Below are 23,488 nucleotides of genomic sequence, written 5' to 3' on the forward strand. Positions count from 1 at the left end.
ATAATTAGCAGGTTTTTATTCGATTTAGTAAGAATTAACACAAATTTACTAGTTTTCTATTCGAAGATTTCTACTAATTTATAATGTTTAGGTTAAAATACCTTAACTGGTACGGGTAATATTTAATTTTAATTGCTATTCTGTGGAATTTAATTGCGATTCTCAAATTTTAATTGCAGTTTTGCCAATTTTAATTGCGATTTTCAGAATTTATTTGCAGGCCCTGTTTATTAGCACAAATAGACTCCTTAATTGTTATCCCCCAACTATCATCCGAACTTGCACAAATAAATAATCTACAAGGCTACTCAAGACAAACTCACCAAACGGTTTTATCACAAGAAAATGGAACATATTCCACAAAAAACTAAGTTGTTAATAGAATTTCGAAAACTTATATGATAATATTAAACTATGAATCACGCAAGCGTGATTAATACATGATAAGGAGTGTTAATAGCATATGGCAATTTCTTTACAAAAAGGTCAAAAAGTCGACCTTACAAAAGGAAGAGCGGGACTTTCCTCTTTAATTGTAGGTTTAGGTTGGGATCCAGTGAAAAAAAGTGGCGGTTTTTTCGGATTTGGTAAACAAGAAAATATTGACTGTGACGCTTCTGTTTTAATGTTAGATGAAAATGACAGGTTAAGAAGTGCAAGTGATGTAATCTATTTTGGAAACAAAAAAAGCTTATGTGGTAGCGTAGTACACTCAGGAGATAATCTAACTGGTGATGGAAACGGTGATGATGAGCAAGTATTTGTTAACTTAAATAAGGTGCCATCTTATGTACATAAACTTGTATTTGTTGTGAATATCTATGCTTGTGTTCAACGTAAGCAAGATTTCGGTATGATTAAAAACGCATTTATTCGTGTAGTAGACAAGTCAGCAAACTCTGAGTTAGTACACTACAACATTACTGATAATTATTCAGGTTTAACTGCGTTGTTCCCTGGTGAGATTTATCGCCATAATGGAGAGTGGAAGTTCTCTGCAGTAGGAGAGGGAACAAAGGATATAGCAATCGATAAAATTGTTCAACGTTTTCAATAAATAATAATCAAATAAAAAAGGAGTGTATTTAAAATGACAGTAAATTTATTAAAAGGACAAAAGGTTGATTTAACAAAAACAAATCCTGGTTTAACGAACATTGTTGTTGGATTAGGTTGGGACACTAATAAGTACTCTGGTGGAAATGACTTTGACTTAGATTCATCAGTATTTTTATTAAATGGTGCAAGTAAATGTGCATCTGAAAAAGACTTTGTATTTTATAACAATACTGTAGGTGGAAATGGGTCAGTTGAACACAATGGAGATAATAGAACTGGCGCTGGTGATGGTGACGATGAGCAAGTATCAGTTAATCTAGCAAACGTTCCTGCTTCAGTTGAAAAGATTGCATTTGCGATTACGATTCATGAAGCTGATGTACGTAACCAAAACTTCGGACAAGTAAGCAACTCTTATGTTCGTATTTTAAATGAAACGAATGGGGAAGAGTTAATCCGTTATGATTTAGGTGAAGATTTCTCAATTGAAACTTCAGTAGTTGTAGGTGAATTATATCGCCACAATGGCGAATGGAAATTTAATGCGATTGGTAGTGGATACCAAGGCGGTTTAATTTCATTAGTTAGAGATTACGGATTAGACGCTTAATTTTACCTAACAAAAAAGTAGGTTAATAGTTAAAGGGGGAAAGTGTTTATATTTCCCCTTTATTATCATTTAGTACATCTTTAGAAAGATAGTGAGGAATAAGTTTCTAAAGATGTCCTAGATGGTAATTAAGTTTAAAATGTTTTCCTAATGTAATGTTGCATTATTTGGAAGTTCGGGGTGGGATTTTGAATAAACAAAGTAATACGATAAATTTAAATGATCCAAGTTTACTTAGTTCGCGTCAAGCGTGTCATGAATGGGGATCAATGACTCAACATTACGGAAACGAATAAATGATTTTCCAAAAGGTACGATACGTAAATTTGGTTCCTCTTGGGTAGTAACTCGTGAAGGTATGTTAGCAGTTTTCGGACAACCAAAAATGAAATAATGACATCGGAAAGGAGTATCTATATGTCTGTGATCAACCCAAAAGCAATGGATATTAATCAACATGAGTGGTTGAGTATCTTGAAACAACCTTTGAAATTAAGACAATCTTATCAAGTAGAAGGTGAAACCATACAGTTTAATCAAATTGCATGGCGAATTTTAGGAACAAACATTGATGAAGACGAGTATATTGAAAACTTATATGAACTAGTACATGACGAGTCTTTAAATGTCATTCTATTAAGCGATGATTTAAACAAGACAATTTCGAATGATATGTTGCAAGCAGTTCAAAGAATAGTAACAATAAACACTGCTGAAAATGGATTGTCAGTGAACAGACTAATTGCATTCCTTGAAGGTGAGCGATTAATTCCGAAACACGAAAATCAGAACATACATAGACATATTCGAGAGCAAATTAAATCTGTATTATCTATCTTTAAAGATTCACATAAAAATGGATTCCTTGATCCTAATTTTAGAAGGATAATAGTTGATCTCGTGAAATGGTTACATAACCATGTAAATAAATGGATTGAGAGTTTTCCTAACAGTTCTCCACTGATCTTATGGTATGGTGACACAACGTTAAGTGAATGTTATTTCCTTTACTTACTAATCCTTTTAGGTTTTGATGTTGCTATATTTCATCCTGAGGGCAAAGATTCATTATCTCATTTATTGGGTACCAAGAGCGACGGAATTAAAATATTACCTTCAACGACACCTTTAGTACCTTTTCCAATAGAAAAGCCAGTTAGAAAGAGTACAGTTGCCCATAGAGCAACAAAGGAAATTGAGAAATTATTGCATACTGAGGATTCATTATTATATAAACCATGGCAATTTAGAAATTATGCTCCTCGATCAATTACGTTAAAAACAACCTTTGATGAACTATTCATTTTACATAAAGAAAGAGCAATGTTACGTCCTAATTTTCAAGTAAAGGACAATAGTGTTGAAATACCAGTTTTCTTTATGAAGATTTTAGGCGTGACAAAAAATCACCGTGAATACTGGGAAAAGATTGGCCAACTAACTGAAAGCAATTTAACACTTAAAATAGATAAATTTCCATTTACCCAATTAGTTAAAGGAAACCAACAATATCATTATCAAAATGCTTTAGGGCGTGACGGGCTACTTGATCCTGATAAGATGATGGCTAGTAACTGGTGGAGATATAAGGAACTTCCAAGCGGATTACAGTTTGGTCTAGCTTCTGCTATATCCAGATATGTTGACCGAGCTAATATTAAGTCGCTACCAAATGAAACAATGGATCAGACACAACTATTTTTATTTAGCCAATCAATGAATATACCAAATGAAATATTAAGATTACTACAACAGTTTGATTATACACAGCAAGTTCCAAAATTAATTATTTATAATACAGAAAGAGATGGTGAACTAAATAGAAACGACGCAGCACTACTTCTTTTATTAAATGAGTTTGGAGTGGATCTAGTTTTACTTAATCCGACGGGTCAGAATGATATCGAATTATTCGTAGATGACAAATTATTCGATTCTCATTGGCTAGATGAAGTTACTTTTGATACTGAATTTCAAGTGTTGCGAGCATCAGGACAGTCACTAATTAAAAATCTATTTAGAAAAATAGTTAAATAAAGGGGAACTTAAAATGTCTATAAATACACTTACTAGTTTAGAAAAGCAAGATGAAATTTTACAAGCGAATGCAAATGATATGAAATTACAATTAAGAAATGAACCTGAAGTACACCGTTTAGCAAGTTCAATAGACCATAAAAATCAAATAGCTTTATTGGAGTATGGGAAAGAGCCAGCAACTGAAATTTCAACCTTCTCAGGTAAAATATTAAATACAATTAAAGCTTCTAGTATGGAAGAATCTAGCGTTCTATTGAAACAATTAGGGAAAATTATGGACCGCTTTGATGCGAAAGATTTTGCAGAAGAAAAAGGGCTTTTTTCAAAAATTTTTAATCGCGGTCAAAAGTTAATTGATAAATTATTTGATAAATATCAATCAATGGGTACTGAAATTGATAAAGTCTATGTAGAAATTACAAAGTATGAACACGAAATGAAAACATCTACAAATACATTAGAACAACTATACGAGCAAAATGTAACATATTATATGGAGTTAGAAAAATATATTGTAGCTGCAGAAATGAAAGCAGAAGAGTTAAAAACACAGCTGCCTGCTTTAACTGAAAGAGCTGGATCAGGTAATCAACTTGCTATGATGGAGTTAGATTCCTTAAAGAATGCCATCGAGTTACTTGAACAACGAACTTACGATTTAGAAATGGCAAAACAAGTTGCTTATCAATCAGCTCCGCAAATTCGCTTATTACAACGTGGTAATACTAAACTAATTGGTAAAATTAACTCAGCATTTGTAACAACAATTCCAATTTTTAAAACTGCATTAATTAATGCAATAGCAGCTAAGAGACAAAACTTAGTAGCGCAATCAATGAATGAATTAGATAAGAGAACAAACGAATTATTATTACGTAATGCCAATACAATTTCACAGCAAAGTGTTGATATTGCTAGATTATCAGGTTCTCCTAGCATTAAGATTGAAACGATGGAAGAAACTTGGAATATCATCATGAAGGGTATGCAAGAAACAAAAGCGATTGAAGAAGAAAATAAAATTCAACGTGAACAAGGTAAATTGCGTTTAGAACAGCTGCAAGAAAACTACATTAAACTTAAGCAAGGAAAGTAAAGATATTAAGGGTTATTCGATCGTTTTGAAAAGTCAGTGGCCGACAAGCTACTGACTTTTTTTGTATTGGGTTTTTACTGAACGCTTCTTAATTATTTACTTAACACTGAATTAAATAGTGTTTCTTCTTTAGATAATCGGGGAGTCTTTTTAGTAAAATTTGATTCTTTTATGTTAAAAAAATGTTATTATAATATAATGAGATGGAATGAAAAGTTAATGAAAAATACATAGGCGTTGTAAATAAATGGAAGATTAGAATGGTGGCACTTAACTAAATGATTAAAGTTGACAAGTGAATAATTCTGAAAGTTCTGTAACAATGACGAAAATATATTGACAATAAAAGTCTCTTTAGTATAATTAATGATTGAAAATGATTATCAACTTCAATGTTAATTAAGGAGAGAACGAAATGATTAGCAATATCAAAATGCCCAAATTACTTGGGATTTTTATGTCTTTATTTTTATTGATTGGTCTAGTTGGCTGTTCATCAGATTCAAGTAAAAAGTCAGATAAAAAGTCTTCAAATGAATCCGCTGTCACAGTTGATACTAAATTCGGAAAAGTGGAGATCAAAGGGCATCCGAAACGTGTTGTTGCTCTAGGTTGGGGAGATGCAGAGACTGCACTAAGTCTTGGAGTTGAACCAATTGGTGCGAGTGACTGGCTTGCTTTTGGTGGTGACGGTGTAGGACCTTGGTTAAAAGGTGCATATAAAAAATCACCAACTATTCTTGGAACAATGGAACTTGATTATGAGAAAATTGCTTCTCTTAAACCAGATTTAATTCTTGATGTAAAATCTTCAGGTGATGAAGAACGATATAAACGCCTTTCAGAGATCGCACCAACGGTTGGAGTTCCTAAGGGTGGAGATAATTATTTAACGAATACTACAGATCAGGTGCGAATGATTGCACAAGCACTTGGTAAAGTTGATAAAGGTGAACAATTACTTAAGGATGTAGATGTGGCATTTGATAAAGCGGCTAAGGCAAATCCTGAATTTGCAGGTAAAACGGTTGCAGTTGGTGCTTATGATTCTTCAGGTTTTGGTGCATACGTAAAAGGCGATTCTCGTGTTGATTTTGTAACGCGACTTGGATTCAAAAACAAGGAAGAGATTGAAAAATTAGCTAAGGGTAACTTCTTTATTAAAGTTGCTGACGAAAAGTTAGATCTATTAAATGCTGATCTTACGATTGTTTTACCTATTTTTGTTGATCCAAAAGAGATAACAAATAATAAACTTTATCAGAAGATTCCTTCTGTAGCTGATGGAAGATCAATTATACTTGATACAAATTCATCAAACGCATTCTCAACAGGAACGGTTCCTGCATTATTATGGGCAATTGATAATTTACCACCACAGTTTAAAAAAGCATTAGAAGGCGGGGAGTAATACAGTGACAACGATGAAGCAACCAAAAAACAAAACGACTCAAGTAGTTGGGAATAATGCAAAGACAATTACTTCAATGAGGTTGCAACGATTTTTGGGCTTCATCGTAGCACTATTACTTTTAGTAGGCGTAGTGTTCTTGAGTTTAATGATCGGTGCTAAATCAATTCCTTTTGGGGTAGTATGGGATGCGTTGTTTTCACCAAACAATAGCTATGACCACACGATCATTCATAATACTAGGATACCACGAACAGTTATTGCACTAATTGTTGGTCCCGCATTTGGACTAGCTGGAGCATTAATCCAGGTACTGACTAGGAATCCTCTAGCAGACCCTGGAATTCTTGGTGTAAATGCTGGGGCAGCCTTCGCAGTTGCGATAGGGGTTGGTGTATTTTCTGTTACATCGGTGACTGCCTATATGTGGTTTGCACTTGCTGGTGCATTAATAGCGACAGTTGCTGTGTATGTTATAAGTGGAGGAGCTGGTAAAAAGGCTCCTACACCTGTACAAATTACACTTGCTGGAGTAGCACTTGGTGCCACTTTGAGTGGGATTACTACATCATTAACATTAATAAATAGTAAGGCATTTGCACGAATGTTAAACTGGAGTGTTGGGACATTAGCTAGGAGAAGTCTTGATGACCTTTGGCTTGTTCTACCCATTTTAATCGTTGGTGCATTATTAGCTTTTGTCATAACTCCTGCATTAAACGCGATTGCCTTCGGAGATGATCGTGCCTCCTCTTTAGGAGTAAATGTTGGTGTAACTCGAGCAATAGGTTTGATTGCAATCACGCTATTAGCTGGCGGGGCTACTGCGATAGCTGGACCAATTGGTTTTATAGGTTTAATGGTCCCGCATTGTGTACGATGGTTTGTCGGTCCAGACCAATTCTGGATTTTTCTATACTCAATAGTGGTAGCACCGATCATACTCATCCTTTCAGATATTATTGGTAGAGTTGTATTGTTACCTTCAGAAGTTCCAGTAGGAATCATAACAGGACTAGTTGGAGCACCGATTCTACTGATTCTTGTTCGTAGACGTAAAGCGAGTGGATTATAAAATGAAAATGATTTGTGGCATAGGTTTGAATGTAAGAAGGAGTGAATATTATGCGCCCCATTAATTATGGTAGGCACTATCTACAACTGAAATGGCCTGTAAAGGCGCGAATTGATGTGAGGAGCATGATTGTTACGGCAATCCTTCTTATAGCCACGATTGCAATTGCAATGTTTGCATTAATGGTAGGTACACTGAAATTGAGTGTTCACGAAGTTTTTTCTGCTTTAATTGGCCAAGCGACAGGGATGACGAGAACTGTCGTAGTCGAATGGCGTTTACCACGGGTGGTGGCTGCGATTGTTTTTGGAGCAGGTTTAGCAATAAGTGGCATGATTTTTCAATCAATTACTCGGAACCCATTAGGGTCTCCTGATATCATTGGTTTTACCTCAGGCTCTTATACTGGAGCACTTATAGTGCTACTTGTCGCTAAGTCGACTTCCTATATTAGTATAGCCGGTGGGGCTTTGATTGGCGGATTCACAACGGCTCTCCTTATTTATTTGCTTGCTTTTCGAAAAGGAACGCAGAACTTTCGCCTAATTATCGTCGGCATAGCAGTTTCGGCGATTTTAGGAAGCATCAATTCGATGCTGCTTATTAAAAGTGATGCAGAGGTTGCGTTAACTGCAGCGGCTTGGGGAGTTGGATCATTGAATGGAATAGATTGGAAACAAGTAGTCCCTCCAGCAATTGCTGTCATTATTCTCATTATATGTGCTGGGATTATGAACAGACCATTGCGCGAAATGGAGTTCGGCATGGATGCTGCAAAATCTCACGGCGTTCCAATTGAACGATCCCAAATCTTACTGATTCTTATTGCAGTTGCATTGACGGCTGCTCCAACAGCGGTAGTAGGGCCAGTTAGTTTTGTAGCGCTTGTTGCACCACAAATAGCTAAACGTATCACCAAATCAGAAGAGAGTATTTTACCAGCAGCGATGATGGGAGCGTTTCTTTTACTAGGAGCGGATGTTCTTGCGCAAAGAGTAATTCCAGGAACAATTTTTCCGGTAGGTGTAGTAACTTTATCATTAGGTGGAATATACTTAGTTTGGCTATTATTTCGTCAAGCACGATCAGCAGCTTAAACGAAATAAAAATGTACAAGGTTTAGTAGGAACATTCTCGCAAAAGGGGTTTCATGTATTACGATATTCTGATTGAAAGAAGTTGAAAATGAATTATGAAGTTAACAGCGTCAGAAATTCAAAGCCAAAAGACGATTCAAACAGAGTCTAGGCTTTGGACAGAAAACATTACAATCAAATACGATAATCGGGTAATATCCAGAAACCTTTCAGTACAAATTCCAGACGGATCATTTACAGTAATTGTTGGTCCAAATGGATGTGGGAAATCAACCTTACTCCGAACACTTTCAAATTTGTTAAAGCCATCTGAAGGGCAAATTTTACTAGATGGAAAAGCGATTACATCTTATAAGTCAAAGGAAGTAGCTCGTAAACTAGGTTTGTTACCACAATCTTCAACTGCTCCAGACGGTATAACGGTAGCGAATTTGGTCGCACATGGCCGATACCCATATCAGAGTCTTATAAGACAATGGACTGATGAAGATGAAGCAGCAGTGATGTCTGCGATGGAGCTTACAAATACGAGTGATTTGTCACATCGATACGTTGATGAGCTTTCTGGTGGACAAAGACAAAGAGTTTGGGTCGCGATGGTACTTGCCCAACAAACACCAATGCTCCTTCTTGATGAACCAACAACTTACCTTGATATTGCTCATCAAATTGAGTTGTTAGAGTTATTTAAAGATCTTAATCAACAAGGGAATACATTAGTTGCTGTTTTACATGATTTGAATCATGCTGCGAGATATGCAGATAATATTATCGCTATGAAAGATGGCCAAGTTATTGCACAAGGAGATCCTCGGGAGATTATCACTGCAAAACTAGTCGAAGAAGTCTTCGGTTTAAAGTGCATAATAATAGAAGATCCAATAGCTAATACACCACTAGTCGTTCCTTTAGGTAAGGATAGTTAACTTGTGACTTTGGGTTAATATCACTAATAAAAAAATAAGTGAAAATAAATACATTACACTTATTTTTTTATTAGTGATTTTTTGTATAGCTAATTTTTCTAGCTAACTTATTTACAGTCATTCGTTCATCTATTTTTATAACATGATTATTATTAAAAAATTTTAATTTGAACTAATTGTATTTGTTTGAAATAATCAATAGTGGGATCAAAAAGTATTTATTACAATTATTCTAGTAAATGACAAAGCGGAGAATTCATATGAATAAAGAAATGGAAGTAGTCGATCATCTTGAGGAACTGCGTAAAAGAATAATCATTACAGCAGTTACTTTTATTGTTCTATTTATAATTGGACTCGTTTATGTTGAACCAATTTATAAATTCTTAACAAGGGATTTAACATATAAACTAGTCGTACTAAGTCCTGGGGACATATTATGGGTATATTTTTCGATATCTGCCGTTTTTGCGGCCGTTTTTACGATCCCGGTTGCAACTTGGCAAACTTGGTTATTTGTTAAACCGGGTTTACATCCTTCTGAACAAAAAGGGATAGGATTTTATATACCCGCGTTATTTTTTCTGTTTGTTTTTGGATTAGTTATTGGTTATTATTTTGTTTTTCCTAATATCCTTAGATTCCTAACTATAATGGGACAAGGTATGCTTGAACAAAACTACACAGTTGATAAGTATTTCTCTTTTCTATTTAATCTAGTCGTTCCATTTGCTGCATTTTTTGATATGCCAGTCGTAATTATGTTCTTAACAAAGATCGGCATTGTAAAGCCTAGTTACTTACAGAAAGTGAGAAAATATGCATATTTTATCTTAGTAATCGTGGCGTGTTGTATTTCACCACCAGACTTTATTTCACATATTTCAGTCTCGATTCCATTAATTTTATTATATGAACTAAGTATATTAACATCTAAATCGGTATATAGAAAAAAAGAGGTAAATGAGTAAAAGCTCATTTACCTCTTTTTTTTTCACAGCTTTTGTATAAGGTTCATTAAAAAGTCTTAACACTCATAATCTTTTTATTAGTAAATTTTTAAACTTTGAACAAGTTGACTAATCATAAATTCTACATAGGTTATAAAAAGCTAGGCAAATAACTTTTGTCGGAAAAAGATGAAGTAAGGAGCATAAACTATGCATTATTCAATTTGGATCACTGTTTTATTTCTTGCCTTTTCATCTAGTATTGATAATTTTGGAGTAGGAATAACATATGGAATTCGAGGTATAAAGGTTGGTTTATTAGCGAATTTAATTATTTCAATCATAGCGTTTATTTTTAGTGAAGCAGGTATTGTTGCAGGAAAATATTTATCAAAAGTGTTCCCAGGAACACTGTCTAATGTAATCGGTGCATTTTTTTTACTGGTGATTGGACTTAGAATTGTTCTACTTACTTTTCCGAGAAAAGATAAAAAGACTATAGTAAATGAAGATGACGAACCAGTTTCAAATATCGTTACAAATTATTTAAGTTCACCGGAAAAAGCCGATGTTGACCATTCAGGAGACATAAGTAGTTTTGAAGCAATCATACTCGGGACTGCTGTTTCAATGAATGCACTTACGAATGGCTTAGGTGTTGGTTTAATCGGACTTTCACCATTTGCAATATCTATAGCTGCTAGTATTTTTAGCTTTTTGGCCATTTGGTTAGGAGTTCTTTTAGGAAAAAAAGTTGCCAATGTAAAAATTGGTGGATGGTCACTTGGACAGTTTAGTTCCATTATTAGTGGAATAATATTAGTGTTGATTGCGATACACAATTTAATATAAAAATAAAATTCGAAAAGAGCTGATGACAAAATTTCAACATCAGCTCTTTTCTTTAATATGTTATTAAGCGATTGTAGATTGGGCGAAATCATCCTCATTTTGTACATCTTTCTTTGAAAAAGAAAGATATCCAACTAGGATAATGATGATAATCGATAATACTAGGCTTACTGGCCCACCACCGAATCCAAGTCCACCGTGCTTTTGAGATACAGAACTCCAGTCAGAAAATGACGCTCCAACAGGTCTAGTCATAATGTAAGCAAACCAAAATGAGAAAATTTCATTTAGCTTGAAGAATTTTCTACCAATTACTGGTATTGCTAATAACACTGCGAACAGTAGACCTGATGTGAAATAACCTAAATGCATTGTTGATGCCGTCATATCGCCAGCAGCAGTTCCTAAAGCGAAAGTTCCCATAACAACCGACCAATATAAAATCTCACGGCGTCGTGTGTATATACTGTGGATCGAAAGAGTTTTCTCCATCTTATACCAAATCATAAAAATAATTGCCAACGAGACGGCAAAAAACACGGTTGATATTACGTATGGAACGCCAAGACCAACGTGTACCACGTCTGCAGCTACTGTACCAAATACACTAATCATTACAACAACTAACCAATAAATACTAGGTACATATTTACGGACTTTAAATTGTAAGTACAAAGACAGAATTAGGACGATTAAAGCTACTGCAACACCTATTACTGGCGTTAAAGTTTTTACGATATAATCGGAAAAAACTTCGCCCATACCAGTCGTTACTAATTTAGTAAGCCAGAAAAAGATTGTTACTTCTGGGACTTTTTTAAATATATTTTGTATTGGTGCACTTGTTGTCTTATTTGTTTGCTTTTGTTCAATCATTTCCATTTCATAATCCTCCTTACTGGATTTAAATAAAATGTAAACAAGTTTTATGAAAATAGAATGAAAAACGGGTAGGAATTATGAAAAATCCAGGATTTAGAAATTTTGGTTGTATATCCTTTCGCATTCAATTAGAATCAATTAAAAGAAAATGGGTGATAAAATGATTAAGTATCCAGTTTTTAAAAGTGGTGCAACGATCGGAGTGACCGCACCATCATCTGGCTTAAAAGAGCAGTTCCACGAATTGTTGAAGCAGTCGATTCACCGCATGGAAGAAGACGGATTTAAAATGGAATGTGGAGATGTTGTTTGGACACAGGACAAAGCAAAATCAGCGAATGCTAACAAACGTGCAAATGAATTAAATGTAATGATGGATGATGAGAAAATAGATTTAATTTTTCCGCCGTGGGGTGGAGAGCTTGCAATCGAGATTCTTGATCAATTAACATTTGAAAGCTATAAAGATAAATGGATTTTAGGATATTCTGATACGAGTATTATTTTATTAGCATTTACTTTAATAACAGGCATTGCTAGTGCACACGGTACGAATTTAATCGATTTAAGAGGAGAATACTCCGACGAGACAACGGCTATGTGGCAGAAGGTATTAGCAACTAAATCCGGTGGCTCCATCACTCAAACTTCATCAGAATTGTTCCAAGCAAAATGGCAGCATGAAAATCCAACTCCATATGTATTTCTTTTATCCGAAAAAACAAATTGGAAAACTACTTCGAAAAAAGATGAGAAAATTCAAGGAAGATTGCTTGGTGGGTGTATTGATGTGATTAGACATCTTGTCGGAACACCTTATGGTGATGTGCGTTTATTTAGAGGTAAATATATTGGAGAAGAACCAATTATCTGGTATTTTGAGAATTGTGAAATGAATACAACAGATTTAAGAAGATCCTTAGTGCAGATGAAATTAGCCGGATGGTTTGAAAATTGCTCAGGGATATTATTTGGACGTAGTGCGTCAAATCAAACTGTCGATAACTATACAATAGAAGATGTATATAATGAGTTAAATGAAGAATTAGCAATCCCGATTATTTATGATATTGATTGCGGGCATGTACCACCTCAAATTACTTTAATTAACGGAGCATTTGCAGAAGTAGAAGTAAGTGGTGGAAAAGGTAAGATTGTTCAGTCTTTTATTTAATTCAAAACATGAAGCGTTTTTTTTTATAAAAAGAACGCTTATTTTTTAATTTAAAAAAGAAAACAAGAGCCATTATTGTAACAATCACCGTGAAAATACCAATCAATACTTTTGTGTAAAGAATATATCCATCAGAAAGTTCGGGTTCTTCTTTATACATCCACCGTCTACCCCATAATATACTTTCCCTTGTATCAAAAAAGGACCATAACAAAATAGCGTATACAGGAATTAATAAAATAAAGCATACAATTTTACCTACCATAGTTTCGCCTCCTTTTTAGATAAATTTTAATATTTTAGAACACATTTTCATTTGTTTACTGAAAAGTTTGAATATTAATGTTATAATGGCATTCCGTGTCTCAAAAAAGTGTTTATTAAGAGAGGATGGATATTATGGAAATTTTATTAATTCGTCATGGTCAATCTGAGGCAGATTTATTAAATGTACATGAAGGTAGAGCAGATTTTTCTTTAACTGATTTAGGGATTAAACAAGTCCAAAAAATGGCTGAAAGAGTAAAAAATGAATTTGCACCAGAATTAATCTGGTCGAGCACTCTAAAAAGAGCGATAGAAACTGCAACAATACTTTCAGAAAATACAGGATGCGAAATAAAATTTGAAGACGATTTAATGGAACATAATAATGGTGTTCTAGCAGGAGTATCATTTGAAGAAGCAAAAAAGATCCCTATGCCTGAGCATCCTCATGAAAGAGTAGAAAATGGGGAGTCTGCAATCGAATTTCGAATGAGAATGGAAATGATTTTTTCGAGAATTTTAGCAAGTTCAACTAATTTTAATCGAATTGCAATTGTAGCTCACGGTGGTGTTATACATAATTTAATCCATTCATTTTTAAAAATGCCGATTCATACAGACTTTGGATTTTTTACTGGAGATACAGGTATTCACTTACTAGAGATTAATGAAAGAGGTAGATTGATCCGTTTTCTAAATGATACGAATCATATTAAGGATCTAGTAGAGGTGGCAAAATGAAAAAGGTTAATGTAGTTTATACGCTTATTTATGATGATTTAAATAAAAGTGTTTTAATGGTACAAAATGAAAATGAAGTTTGGACCTTACCTGGCGGTGCTGTCGAAGAAAATGAAACGCTAAAACAAGCAGCAGTACGAGAGGCGTATGAGGAAACTGGATTAGAAGTGGAAGTAGGAAATATAGTCGCAATTAACGAAGCTTTTTTTCCTAAAAGAGGGCATCATGCAATTTTAATTACATTTAGTGCAAAAATAATAGGTGGAAATCTAGTCATTTCACAAGAAGAGGAAATCCTACAAATTAAATGGATGGATCTCCAAACGGCAAATCAATTAATGCCCTATCATAAGTCGGGAATCGAAAAATTATTAGAATCATCTGTTCCTTATACATTTCAAGGGTAAGTATGTTAGTTAATTTTTATAGAGATTATGGGGATTACTAAGTGCTTTAGTCTCTTAAAATCGTACTCGTCTCCTAAACCCCCGCATTTAATCCTGCCCTTTTTTGTCTTGTATAAGTGCTTAAAAGACTATAACATAGTAATATTATGGCATAATATAAGAAAGTCAAATTATTAAATAGAATCAGGAGCAATAAAATGATTATCAATAATGAACAAGAATTAGAAGCTTTAAGAAAGATCGGTCGTATCGTTGCGTTAGCGAGAGAGGAAATGAAAGCAAGAGCTGTTGTTGGAATGACAACTAAAGAATTAGATGAAATCGGTAGACAAGTTTTAGAGGAGCATGGTGCAACTTCAGCCCCACAAAAAGAGTATGATTTTCCTGGCACAACTTGTATTAGTGTTAATGAAGAAGTAGCCCATGGAATTCCAGGAGACAGAGTGCTTCAAGATGGTGATTTAGTTAATGTCGACGTGTCAGCAGCATTAGATGGATACTATGCAGACACTGGAATCTCATTCGTAGTTGGGAAAGGTGATTTATTAAAAGAGAAGCTTTGTAAAGTTGCAGAAGATGCATTTTGGGCTGCAATGAAAAAAACAAAAGCAGGTTCAAAACAAAACCAAATTGGAAGAGCAGTATATAATGAAGCAAGTAAAAATGGTTTAAATGTCATTGAAAATCTAACAGGCCACGGAATTGGAAAAAGCCTTCATGAAAGCCCACAACATATTTTAAGTTATTTCGATCCAATGGATAAAGCTTTATTAAAGGACGGTCTTGTATTAGCAGTTGAGCCGTTTATCTCTGCAAATGCAGACCACATTATCGAGTCAGGGGATGGCTGGACTTTTGTGACACCAGATAAAAGTTTAGTTGCCCAATGTGAACATACAATTGTTGTAACAAAAGGTGAACCAATTATTTTAACTCAGATTTAAGAAATAAGAAAAGCGAAGAATTTAAGTTCTTCGCTTTTATTTTTTGGGTTACATTTACTTAGAATAATTTAACTCCCAAGTAAATCCGTTCTTATCTTTTACTACAGCAAATCTAGCATTCCAAAATGTGTCTTGAAGCTCCATATGAATTTCTCCGTCTTTTGATAACTTTTCATAAATCGAATTAATTTCACCTTCAGAACTCATGTCTAGTGTTGTCCAAACATTGTCACCTTTTGTTAATTGTCTAAATGCATCTGCAAAATAAATTACACAGTTTTCATTGATATGTAATTCTGCATGTATATATTTTCCTTCGTGCCCTTTAAACATTTTTATACCATCGCCGGTTTGTGTGTTTTTAATTTCCCCACCAAAGATTTGTTTGTAGTACTCCAGTTCTTCTTTACAGTTTTCAACGTAAATATGAGGTAAAATTTTTTTCATTTTTTTCTCCTCTTTCTTTAGGTCTAATGAATATTTATATATGAATTGCGAACAATAACTCACAGTTTTAAGTATAACCAAATAGAATAAGTATTGTGCTAAAAGTTAAAATATTTTATAATTTAAATAAATTTAAGTTCGAAAGGGAGGTGTAGAAAAGATGTTACGTTTTCAAATGGTTTGCGCACAAATGATAGAATTCTTATATTATTGTCGTGCAAAATTTGCGTTTTTAGCTGTTAACGGGATACGTCTGTCCATTTTTAACAATTTAACAACTCAAATAATACGAAAACGTACTCTTTCCTACGACTTTAATTGATAAAATAATCGTGTGATTACACACTTCTATTTAAAAACATTATTTAAGCCATGGATGGGTTCATTAGTCTATGGCTTTTTTCTATGGATTGGTACGGAAAATAGAAGGAGAATTTATCATGATTGCATGTAGTATAGAAAAAATTTCAAAAATGTTTGGTGGAAATTCACTTTTTACAGAATTATCATTTCAAATACATCAAGGTAGCCGTGTAGGTTTAGTTGGAGCAAATGGAAGCGGTAAAACTAGTATTTTTAAACTTTTAACGGGCATAGAAGCACCTGACACTGGTTCAATTCATTTTAAAAAAGGATTAAAAACAGGTTACTTAGCTCAAATTCCTGTTTTTCCAGATGAGATGACTAGCAGGGATGTATTATTAACGGTTTTTGAAGAATTACGAAAAATAGAAAATGAAATGAAGCAATTAGAAATAAAAATGTCTAATACGGTAGATGAACGTACTTTAGAACAATTGCTAGTAAGTTATGGAACATTACAAGAGAAGTTTAGTAATAACGGTGGTTACGAGATGGAGGCTTCACTTGCGAAAATTGCTAATGGTTTAGGGATTACCGATTTACTTACTAAACAATTTGCTTCTTTAAGTGGTGGAGAAAAAACAAAAATTGGATTAGGAATCGTGCTTTTACAACAACCTGATTTACTATTACTTGATGAACCAACAAATCACCTAGATTTATCTGCTATTGAGTGGTTAGGTTCATACTTAAAGGAGTACGAAGGAACGATTATTGTCATCTCGCATGATCGTTATTTTTTAGATGAAGTTGTCAATCATATTTTAGAATTAGAAGATGGAGAAATTAACGTCTACCATACGAATTATTCACAATATGTTATTCAAAAAGAAGAAAGATTACTAAAAGAATTCCAGGCTTATGAAGAGCAGCAAAAGAAAATACAAAAAATGAAAGAAACGATTAAACGTTTAAGAGAATGGGCTAATCAAGCAAACCCACCGAATGCAGGTTTGCATAGAAGAGCTAGAAGTATGGAAAAAGCGCTAGAACGAATTGAGAGATTAAAACGCCCGATATTACAAAAAAAGAAAATGGCATTTCAATTAGAGGAATCTGGTCGCAGTGGAAAAGATGTAATTGTTGCCGAGAATCTTTCAAAATCATTTGCAGACAAAGTTTTATTTAATCAGCTTAACTTTTCATTATATTATGGCGAAAGAGCAGTAATTGTAGGAGATAACGGGACGGGTAAATCAACTTTGTTGAAGATGATTTTAGGACAGTCATCAATCGAGGAAGGAAAAATTAAACTGGGCAGTAACATAAAGATCGGTTATTTGTCACAACATTACGAACCTGTTCATTCGGATCACACAGTACTTCAGGAATTTAGAGAGGAAGTACATGTTACAGAAGGTGAAGCACGTAATATATTGGCTGGTTTTTTATTTTACGGCTATATGGTCTATCGTAAAGTAAGTCAACTTAGTGGTGGAGAGAGAATGAGATTAAGATTAGCTCAACTTATGTATCAAGATATTAATTTATTGATCGTAGATGAGCCTACTAACCATTTAGATATTGAATCTAGAGAAGTACTAGAAGACGCTCTTGAAAAATTTAAAGGAACGATTCTTTCTGTCTCGCATGACCGTTATTTCATTAACAAGCTATTTTCAAAAATTTATTGGCTAGACAATGGAGAGCTTTTCGAATTTATTGATGAATACCAAATTGCGAAAGAAAAAATGACAATCAATCGAAATAATCGAGAAAAAGAAAAAGTAATCAAAACAAATTCGTATTCTAAACCGATAAAAATAAAAACAAAAATGCTAACGATCGAAGACATTGAAAATGAAATCTATTCTTTGGAAGAAGCAATCAGTGAAATCAATAAACAAATGTTACATGAAAATGATCTAAACATTTTACAGAATTATCATCGAGAACTTGAAGAATTAGAAATGAAATGTACCGCTTTATATAAAGAACTTGAAGAATGTATTGAATATTAAATTAAAGTATCTAATATAGGATTTATAGAAACTTATAGGCAAAAACATCAATTAAATAAATAAGTTAGTTAAATGTCTTAGTACTTGCTCGTGCCATCATCAGAATTAATATGCTATAGGGATATGATTCTATTTAGGTGGTGAGTGCATGATATTTGATGAACTTTATAGCCGAGATCCTGGACCGGGTTATTCTCAACCAGGCCAAGGCCAAGGACAGGGACCGGGATACGGACCAGGTCAAGGGCACGGTCAAATGCCAGGACACGGTCAAATGCCAGGACACGGTCAAATGCCAGGACACGGTCAAATGCCAGGACACGGTCAAATGCCAGGACACGGTCAAGTGCCAGGACATGGTCAAATGCCAGGACACGGTCAAATGCCAGGATATGGGCCAGGTCAAGGACACGGCCATGTGCCAGGATATGGACCAGGGCATGGGCACGGACCAGGATATGGGCCGGGACATGGGTTTCCTGGACCAGGAGGTTATTGGTCTGGAGGGTATTATATCCTTGGTGGTAGAAGATGGTACTTTGTGCCAGGAGTAGGATGGGTTGTTGTATATTAAAAAACAATAAAGCTGATTAATCTTTTTAATCAGCTCTTACATAAAATATTAGTTCCAAAAACATCTATTCCTCAAATGGGTTATTTCGCCTATTTTATTGATAACCAAAGTTTACTTTTAGGATTATCAGAAGAGAATCCTAACGCTTAATTAAGCTATAAAGAAAAATACCAGTATCCACCTAATAGGATAACTGGTATTTTTATTAATTTCTCTAGAAAGTATAAATTGGAAGCGCAGAAGAAAACTCGACGTTAGTTGCCAATTTTAGGAATTAAGTATAAGTGCAACTACGCCTCTGTCTTCACCTAAGGCTCGCCAATCGGCTAGTTTTCTTTATTTTCAACTCCAAATACAATTCCGCCTTGCTTTCTTGCAGTTTCAGTTACTGTTAAAACTAGCTTGCTAAGCTCTTTTAAGTTTTCATATTCTGTTTGATTTGATTCTTTTATTATGCTAGTAATATTTTGGATTTCATATAGCATATCATTCGGGACTTGGCTAAATTCCAAAGACTCACGTTGCATTGATTTATGGTTAATCAAAGTAATTTTTGAAATTGGAGATGGCTTATCAATAACTAAAGTTCCGATTTCACCAGTAATTTCACTTTCAATATATGATTGAGAGACTTTAGAGCATTGGATGCTACAGGTGAAGTTTTCATAATTTAACACTAATGTACCACTACCATCAATACCGGTACGCAATTTAACAGGAGTATAATTTACTGAGGCTGGTTTTCCAAATAAACCAATTACTACGTAAATTGGATAAACACCTAAATCTACTAATGCCCCACCAGAAAATTCTGGAGAGAAAACATTTGGATTCTCACCTCTAAGGAATGCATCATATTTAGAAGAATATTGTAGATAATGCAGATTAGCACTTCTAATTTGGCCGACTTTTTCTAGACCTTTTTTTAAAGCTGTAAAGTTAGGTGAGTGGAAGTTACGAATAGCTTCAAATAAATAAACTCCATTTTCTTCTGCAACTTTAAAGGCATGATCTAACTCATTAATTGTTGAGAAAATTGGTTTTTCACAAATGACATGTTTATTATTTTTTAATAATAAAATGGTTTGTTCATAGTGTAATGAGTTCGGGGATGCTATGTATACTACGTCGATATCAGGGCTTGTAGCTAACTCTTCAATATTCGTAAAATACTTAGGAACGTTGTGCTTTGTAGCAAATGCCCTTGCAGTTTCTTCATTTCTAGAATAAATCGCTGTTAAATTAAGCAATTTACTATCCTTTGAAGCTTCGATAAAACTTTCTGTAATCCAGCTTGTTCCAATAGTACCTAAATTCATTTTTTCAACTCCTAAAAAAATTAGTTAACTTTATCTTTACAATCCTAATCGAAAGATATGTTAAAATAAAGTAAAATACATCGAAGGAAGTGACATTTTATGAAGAAAATTTGTGTTTATGCTGGTTCAAATCTTGGGAATAGAGAGTCATTTAGTCTTCAAGCAAAAAAACTAGGTGCCTTATTTGCTAGTAATAATATAGATTTAATTTATGGTGGATCAAGACTAGGAATTATGGCAGAAATTGCAAATGAAGTGTTAAAACAAGGTGGAAATGTCATTGGCATTATGCCTGGTGGATTATTTCGTGGAGAGGTTGCCCATAAAGGGCTAACGCAATTCATTGAGACAGAATCAATGCATGAGCGAAAAGCTTTAATGAACGAGATGTCCGATGGGTTTATTGCACTGCCGGGCGGAATTGGTACTTTCGATGAATTATTTGAGATTATTTGTTGGGCACAAATTGGAATCCACAATAAGCCAATTGGTTTATTAAATGTTGATAACTTCTTTAGCCCTGTGTTAGATTTGCTTAAACATGCTGTAAAAGAAGGATTTATGAACGAAAATACACTTTCATTATTTGTTATTGCAGAAAATGCAGACGACCTACTAAAACTAATGCATAACTATGAACCACCTGTAATGCAAAATAAATGGAAGCAACTAGAAGGTAAATAATTGTTTTTGGTACTACCCACAAATTTGTGGGTTTTTTTATTGTGAAATTTAATTAAATTTTTGCAGAATTAGAGAGATTCCTAGATCTATTGCTTCACACAATAGATTAACAAAGTTCATAAGTTATCAACAATGTTCGATATAAGTTTGTACTTTTTAGTCTGAATTCACTAGTTATCAACAGACAAAATCGATCTTAATTTGACTCTAATGTCTTTATGAAATAAAAATCATTACTTTATAAACATTGTTAACAACTTTATCAACAAATTTCACATTCTGTCCGCATTCTATCCACAACCAACATTTTGCATAAAAAAAAGGGCTACTTATGAGAGCATCCCTTTATTCATCAATTTTCTTGTTTTCTTCTATTTTTAAACCATTTTGCTGGGCTCAGTTTTTTACGATAGTTCGTCATAACATCTTTCCCTACAAATACTCCACCAATCCAAAACATTCCTTCTCCAAGAATAACTAATAGAGCGATCAGACCGGCTTTTAAGCTCCCAGAAACAGGTAAAAAAGGTAAAGCAAAGATTAATAAATATGGGATAAATGAGCCAAATACTAAGTAATATGGTATTCTTTTCATGATGTTCTCCTTTCAATTCCTTCCATGAGAATAGCATTAATTATTGAGAAAAGGAAGGGGAAAACTTTATAGTTAGTAAGTTATTATTGCAGAAATAGGAGGCCTCAAGATGAATCGAGATATTGTTCTTGAGCTAAAAAGTGTAAATAAGACGATTAGCAATCAAAAGATTATTAAAGATATTAGTTTCGAGTTATATAAAGGGGAAGTTTTAGGTTTACTTGGGCCAAATGGTTCAGGAAAAACGACGACAATGCGAATGATTGTTGGACTTATGAGTATCACGAGTGGTGAGATTTATATCCAAGGCAATTCGATTAAGGAAAACTTTAAAGAATCAATCAAACATATCGGAGCAATGATTGAAACTCCTGCATTTTATCCTTTTTATAGTGGGTATAAAAATTTAATGTATTTTGCTCGAATGTTAGAAGGTGTCTCGAAGGAGAGAGTTCTTGAGGTTATTGATTTACTTGGACTTTCGCATGCTATACATAAAAAGTTTTCAACGTATTCATTAGGGATGAAGCAAAGATTAGGAATTGCTCAAGCGTTATTACATAATCCTTCAATTTTAATTTTAGATGAGCCAACTAATGGATTGGACCCGGCTGGAGTAAGAGAAATCCGTGATTATTTAAAACGTATTGCTGAGGTTGAGCAAACAGCAATCCTACTATCTAGTCATCTATTATCTGAAATAGAATTGATTTGTGATCGCTCAATCATTATTCAAAATGGTCAATTTGTTGAATCAATTGAGCTGAATGATAAAAGTGGTGAGAAGTTTTTTATAGAAATAGTGGTAAAAAGCACGAAAGTTTTTGAAAATAGTTTTACAAATCGAGATAACAAGTACAAATTTGACATTATTAATGATCAATCAATTATTTTTGAAATTGATGAGGAAGATATTCCATCTTTATTGAAAGAGTTGGTACTGGCAGGAATAGAGATCTATTATGTAACACGCAAAAAAGAAAGGTTAGAAGATCTGTTCATTCAATTGACAGGAGGAAATGTCATTGAGTAATTTTATTCGATTAATCGAGAACGAATTACGTAAAATATTCGTTCAAAAATCATTTATCATAACGCTAATTTTACTATTTATCCCAATTATTGTTCTAGGAAGATGGGATTATGTAGAAAAGGAAAGCGGAGCAGCAAAAGCTGAAAACTGGAGAACAGAATTAAAAATAGAAAATAAAAAGATAGAAGAAGTATTAGCAGGGCAAAACTCTTCTGACTTGCCGGCGTTTGCAAAAGAGCAAAAAGAGACATATGAGATCAATAATTATCGTCTTGCACATAATATTTCACCAATTCAACAACACACTGTGTTGGACTTTATGAAAAAAGGTGCAGTCGTAACGAACTTTATTGGAATCCTTCTTATTTATTTTGCAAGTAATATGATGTCAAAAGAACATCAGTGGAAAACGATTAATTTCTTGCTCGTTAAACCATCAACAAGACGAATGATCTATTATGCAAAATTTTTAAGTTTGGTGATATTATATTTCATTTTTTCTTTTGCAATCGTTATCTACTCATTTATTATAGGCAGTGCATTAAACGGTTTAAATTTTAGTGCACAACCGGTATTACAATATGTAAATAATCATGTAGTAGAGCAAGGTATTTTACCAAGTTTACTAAACGATTATTTAATTAATCTACTACCATACTTGTTCTTTGTTGCGGTTGCTTACTTCTTATCAACAGTTTTAAGGACAAGCAGTATTTCTTTATTAATAAGCATAGTCTTACTTGCAACTTCAGATGTGATAGCAACATTATTAAGAACAAAAAGTTGGTCTAAGTTCTTACCATTTATGCACACTGATTTAACAGTTTATACAAAGGGGATCAATATAGAAAACGGCATGAGAATTGAATTTTCTATAGCAGTATTGATCATTTATATTTTAATATTTCTTGTCACCGCTGGCGAACTCTTTAAGAAGAGGGACGTTGCTGGACAATAGAAAAAAGGATAAGGTAAAGCGCC

Annotated in this window: 26 protein-coding genes; 21 read left to right on the forward strand and 5 right to left on the reverse strand. The window is 33.9% G+C overall.

From position 1 onward, the window contains the following. Positions 1 to 463: 463 nt before the first annotated feature. From AB1282_RS08405 to ytaF, 11 genes are all read left to right on the forward strand, one after another. Positions 464 to 1,057: a TerD family protein gene (locus AB1282_RS08405; RefSeq protein ID WP_056468898.1), complete on the forward strand. Its 594-nt coding sequence runs from the start codon at positions 464 to 466 to the stop codon at positions 1,055 to 1,057. A 33-nt stretch (positions 1,058 to 1,090) separates the two neighbouring features. Continuing rightward, positions 1,091 to 1,669, forward strand: a complete 579-nt coding sequence (locus tag AB1282_RS08410; protein WP_056468894.1) for a TerD family protein — start codon at positions 1,091 to 1,093, stop codon at positions 1,667 to 1,669. Between the two features lie 259 nt (positions 1,670 to 1,928). After that, positions 1,929 to 2,063, forward strand: coding sequence for a helix-turn-helix domain-containing protein (locus AB1282_RS08415; protein WP_429898890.1), 135 nt, complete (start codon positions 1,929 to 1,931; stop codon positions 2,061 to 2,063). Between the two features lie 23 nt (positions 2,064 to 2,086). Next, positions 2,087 to 3,706, forward strand: a complete 1,620-nt coding sequence (locus tag AB1282_RS08420; protein ID WP_429898891.1) for a YceG family protein — start codon at positions 2,087 to 2,089, stop codon at positions 3,704 to 3,706. A 13-nt stretch (positions 3,707 to 3,719) separates the two neighbouring features. Continuing rightward, a complete protein-coding gene (locus AB1282_RS08425; protein ID WP_056468885.1) occupies positions 3,720 to 4,805 on the forward strand; it encodes a toxic anion resistance protein in 1,086 nt (361 codons plus the stop codon). A gap of 415 nt (positions 4,806 to 5,220) precedes the next feature. Then, entirely contained in the window at positions 5,221 to 6,216 is a 996-nt protein-coding gene (locus AB1282_RS08430) for an iron-siderophore ABC transporter substrate-binding protein (RefSeq protein WP_429898892.1), read from the forward strand. A gap of 13 nt (positions 6,217 to 6,229) precedes the next feature. Next, entirely contained in the window at positions 6,230 to 7,291 is a 1,062-nt protein-coding gene (locus AB1282_RS08435; protein ID WP_429901089.1) for a FecCD family ABC transporter permease, read from the forward strand. Between the two features lie 50 nt (positions 7,292 to 7,341). Next, positions 7,342 to 8,388: a FecCD family ABC transporter permease gene (locus AB1282_RS08440; RefSeq protein ID WP_429898893.1), complete on the forward strand. Its 1,047-nt coding sequence runs from the start codon at positions 7,342 to 7,344 to the stop codon at positions 8,386 to 8,388. A gap of 95 nt (positions 8,389 to 8,483) precedes the next feature. Then, positions 8,484 to 9,314, forward strand: a complete 831-nt coding sequence (locus AB1282_RS08445) for an ABC transporter ATP-binding protein (RefSeq protein WP_056468877.1) — start codon at positions 8,484 to 8,486, stop codon at positions 9,312 to 9,314. A 260-nt stretch (positions 9,315 to 9,574) separates the two neighbouring features. Beyond that, complete coding sequence (gene tatC / locus AB1282_RS08450; protein WP_286131628.1) at positions 9,575 to 10,285, forward strand: twin-arginine translocase subunit TatC; 711 nt, start codon at positions 9,575 to 9,577, stop codon at positions 10,283 to 10,285. A gap of 189 nt (positions 10,286 to 10,474) precedes the next feature. Beyond that, entirely contained in the window at positions 10,475 to 11,116 is a 642-nt protein-coding gene (ytaF, locus tag AB1282_RS08455; RefSeq protein WP_056468870.1) for a sporulation membrane protein YtaF, read from the forward strand. A gap of 63 nt (positions 11,117 to 11,179) precedes the next feature. Here the strand turns inward: ytaF and AB1282_RS08460 are convergent, their stop codons facing one another. After that, positions 11,180 to 11,998, reverse strand: coding sequence for a COG4705 family protein (locus AB1282_RS08460; protein WP_286131627.1), 819 nt, complete (start codon positions 11,996 to 11,998; stop codon positions 11,180 to 11,182). A 160-nt stretch (positions 11,999 to 12,158) separates the two neighbouring features. Between AB1282_RS08460 and AB1282_RS08465 the strand changes: the two genes are divergently transcribed. Beyond that, complete coding sequence (locus AB1282_RS08465; protein ID WP_429898894.1) at positions 12,159 to 13,172, forward strand: S66 family peptidase; 1,014 nt, start codon at positions 12,159 to 12,161, stop codon at positions 13,170 to 13,172. 1 nt (position 13,173) lies between these two features. Here the strand turns inward: AB1282_RS08465 and AB1282_RS08470 are convergent, their stop codons facing one another. Continuing rightward, positions 13,174 to 13,437, reverse strand: coding sequence for a hypothetical protein (locus AB1282_RS08470; protein WP_429898895.1), 264 nt, complete (start codon positions 13,435 to 13,437; stop codon positions 13,174 to 13,176). Positions 13,438 to 13,571: 134 nt separating this feature from the next. On the opposite strand from AB1282_RS08470, the gene AB1282_RS08475 reads away from it, so the two are divergent. From AB1282_RS08475 to map, 3 genes are all read left to right on the forward strand, one after another. After that, entirely contained in the window at positions 13,572 to 14,180 is a 609-nt protein-coding gene (locus AB1282_RS08475) for a histidine phosphatase family protein (RefSeq protein WP_056468859.1), read from the forward strand. Continuing rightward, complete coding sequence (locus AB1282_RS08480) at positions 14,177 to 14,587, forward strand: NUDIX hydrolase (RefSeq protein WP_429898896.1); 411 nt, start codon at positions 14,177 to 14,179, stop codon at positions 14,585 to 14,587. Before AB1282_RS08475 ends, AB1282_RS08480 begins: the two co-directional genes overlap by 4 nt. 197 nt (positions 14,588 to 14,784) lie before the next feature. Continuing rightward, a complete protein-coding gene (gene map, locus AB1282_RS08485) occupies positions 14,785 to 15,531 on the forward strand; it encodes a type I methionyl aminopeptidase (RefSeq protein ID WP_056468854.1) in 747 nt (248 codons plus the stop codon). A 54-nt stretch (positions 15,532 to 15,585) separates the two neighbouring features. Here the strand turns inward: map and AB1282_RS08490 are convergent, their stop codons facing one another. Continuing rightward, on the reverse strand, positions 15,586 to 15,978 hold the full coding sequence (locus AB1282_RS08490) for a VOC family protein (RefSeq protein ID WP_429898897.1): 393 nt from the start codon (positions 15,976 to 15,978) through the stop codon (positions 15,586 to 15,588). A 190-nt stretch (positions 15,979 to 16,168) separates the two neighbouring features. On the opposite strand from AB1282_RS08490, the gene AB1282_RS08495 reads away from it, so the two are divergent. From AB1282_RS08495 to AB1282_RS08505, 3 genes are all read left to right on the forward strand, one after another. Beyond that, a complete protein-coding gene (locus tag AB1282_RS08495; RefSeq protein WP_429901091.1) occupies positions 16,169 to 16,300 on the forward strand; it encodes an RAxF-45 family protein in 132 nt (43 codons plus the stop codon). 118 nt (positions 16,301 to 16,418) lie between these two features. Beyond that, entirely contained in the window at positions 16,419 to 18,302 is a 1,884-nt protein-coding gene (gene abc-f, locus AB1282_RS08500; RefSeq protein WP_429898898.1) for a ribosomal protection-like ABC-F family protein, read from the forward strand. 148 nt (positions 18,303 to 18,450) lie between these two features. Beyond that, a complete protein-coding gene (locus AB1282_RS08505) occupies positions 18,451 to 18,876 on the forward strand; it encodes a hypothetical protein (protein WP_429898899.1) in 426 nt (141 codons plus the stop codon). 326 nt (positions 18,877 to 19,202) lie between these two features. Here AB1282_RS08505 and AB1282_RS08510 read toward each other — a convergent pair whose 3' ends face one another. Continuing rightward, the gene (locus AB1282_RS08510; RefSeq protein ID WP_429898900.1) at positions 19,203 to 20,195 is read right to left on the reverse strand and encodes a Gfo/Idh/MocA family protein; all 993 of its coding nucleotides are present in this window, start codon (positions 20,193 to 20,195) and stop codon (positions 19,203 to 19,205) included. 99 nt (positions 20,196 to 20,294) lie between these two features. Between AB1282_RS08510 and AB1282_RS08515 the strand changes: the two genes are divergently transcribed. Continuing rightward, on the forward strand, positions 20,295 to 20,879 hold the full coding sequence (locus AB1282_RS08515) for a TIGR00730 family Rossman fold protein (RefSeq protein ID WP_429898901.1): 585 nt from the start codon (positions 20,295 to 20,297) through the stop codon (positions 20,877 to 20,879). A gap of 352 nt (positions 20,880 to 21,231) precedes the next feature. Here the strand turns inward: AB1282_RS08515 and AB1282_RS08520 are convergent, their stop codons facing one another. Continuing rightward, positions 21,232 to 21,474, reverse strand: coding sequence for a transporter suffix domain-containing protein (locus AB1282_RS08520; RefSeq protein ID WP_056468839.1), 243 nt, complete (start codon positions 21,472 to 21,474; stop codon positions 21,232 to 21,234). A gap of 109 nt (positions 21,475 to 21,583) precedes the next feature. Here AB1282_RS08520 and AB1282_RS08525 point away from each other — a divergent pair, with 109 nt between their 5' ends. Both AB1282_RS08525 and AB1282_RS08530 read left to right on the forward strand, forming a co-directional pair. Continuing rightward, positions 21,584 to 22,507: an ABC transporter ATP-binding protein gene (locus AB1282_RS08525; RefSeq protein ID WP_429898902.1), complete on the forward strand. Its 924-nt coding sequence runs from the start codon at positions 21,584 to 21,586 to the stop codon at positions 22,505 to 22,507. Then, positions 22,500 to 23,465: an ABC transporter permease gene (locus AB1282_RS08530; protein WP_429898903.1), complete on the forward strand. Its 966-nt coding sequence runs from the start codon at positions 22,500 to 22,502 to the stop codon at positions 23,463 to 23,465. The genes AB1282_RS08525 and AB1282_RS08530 overlap by 8 nt, the downstream gene beginning before the upstream one ends. The last annotated feature ends 23 nt before the right edge of the window (positions 23,466 to 23,488 follow it).

This window comes from Gottfriedia sp. S16(2024) (assembly GCF_050473765.1).
Lineage (GTDB): Bacteria > Bacillota > Bacilli > Bacillales > Bacillaceae_G > Gottfriedia.

Coding starts and splice junctions, on each gene's coding strand:
- AB1282_RS08475 (WP_056468859.1), top strand. CDS start 13,572: ATGGAAATTTTATTAATTCGTCATGGTCAATCTGAGGCAGATTTATTA.
- AB1282_RS08465 (WP_429898894.1), top strand. CDS start 12,159: ATGATTAAGTATCCAGTTTTTAAAAGTGGTGCAACGATCGGAGTGACC.
- ytaF (WP_056468870.1), top strand. CDS start 10,475: ATGCATTATTCAATTTGGATCACTGTTTTATTTCTTGCCTTTTCATCT.
- AB1282_RS08520 (WP_056468839.1), bottom strand. CDS start 21,474: ATGAAAAGAATACCATATTACTTAGTATTTGGCTCATTTATCCCATAT.
- AB1282_RS08420 (WP_429898891.1), top strand. CDS start 2,087: ATGTCTGTGATCAACCCAAAAGCAATGGATATTAATCAACATGAGTGG.
- AB1282_RS08505 (WP_429898899.1), top strand. CDS start 18,451: ATGATATTTGATGAACTTTATAGCCGAGATCCTGGACCGGGTTATTCT.
- AB1282_RS08445 (WP_056468877.1), top strand. CDS start 8,484: ATGAAGTTAACAGCGTCAGAAATTCAAAGCCAAAAGACGATTCAAACA.
- AB1282_RS08490 (WP_429898897.1), bottom strand. CDS start 15,978: ATGAAAAAAATTTTACCTCATATTTACGTTGAAAACTGTAAAGAAGAA.
- AB1282_RS08515 (WP_429898901.1), top strand. CDS start 20,295: ATGAAGAAAATTTGTGTTTATGCTGGTTCAAATCTTGGGAATAGAGAG.
- tatC (WP_286131628.1), top strand. CDS start 9,575: ATGAATAAAGAAATGGAAGTAGTCGATCATCTTGAGGAACTGCGTAAA.
- abc-f (WP_429898898.1), top strand. CDS start 16,419: ATGATTGCATGTAGTATAGAAAAAATTTCAAAAATGTTTGGTGGAAAT.
- AB1282_RS08425 (WP_056468885.1), top strand. CDS start 3,720: ATGTCTATAAATACACTTACTAGTTTAGAAAAGCAAGATGAAATTTTA.
- AB1282_RS08510 (WP_429898900.1), bottom strand. CDS start 20,195: ATGAATTTAGGTACTATTGGAACAAGCTGGATTACAGAAAGTTTTATC.
- AB1282_RS08480 (WP_429898896.1), top strand. CDS start 14,177: ATGAAAAAGGTTAATGTAGTTTATACGCTTATTTATGATGATTTAAAT.
- AB1282_RS08495 (WP_429901091.1), top strand. CDS start 16,169: ATGATAGAATTCTTATATTATTGTCGTGCAAAATTTGCGTTTTTAGCT.
- AB1282_RS08525 (WP_429898902.1), top strand. CDS start 21,584: ATGAATCGAGATATTGTTCTTGAGCTAAAAAGTGTAAATAAGACGATT.
- AB1282_RS08415 (WP_429898890.1), top strand. CDS start 1,929: ATGGGGATCAATGACTCAACATTACGGAAACGAATAAATGATTTTCCA.
- AB1282_RS08410 (WP_056468894.1), top strand. CDS start 1,091: ATGACAGTAAATTTATTAAAAGGACAAAAGGTTGATTTAACAAAAACA.
- map (WP_056468854.1), top strand. CDS start 14,785: ATGATTATCAATAATGAACAAGAATTAGAAGCTTTAAGAAAGATCGGT.
- AB1282_RS08430 (WP_429898892.1), top strand. CDS start 5,221: ATGATTAGCAATATCAAAATGCCCAAATTACTTGGGATTTTTATGTCT.
- AB1282_RS08470 (WP_429898895.1), bottom strand. CDS start 13,437: ATGGTAGGTAAAATTGTATGCTTTATTTTATTAATTCCTGTATACGCT.
- AB1282_RS08440 (WP_429898893.1), top strand. CDS start 7,342: ATGCGCCCCATTAATTATGGTAGGCACTATCTACAACTGAAATGGCCT.
- AB1282_RS08405 (WP_056468898.1), top strand. CDS start 464: ATGGCAATTTCTTTACAAAAAGGTCAAAAAGTCGACCTTACAAAAGGA.
- AB1282_RS08460 (WP_286131627.1), bottom strand. CDS start 11,998: ATGGAAATGATTGAACAAAAGCAAACAAATAAGACAACAAGTGCACCA.
- AB1282_RS08435 (WP_429901089.1), top strand. CDS start 6,230: ATGAAGCAACCAAAAAACAAAACGACTCAAGTAGTTGGGAATAATGCA.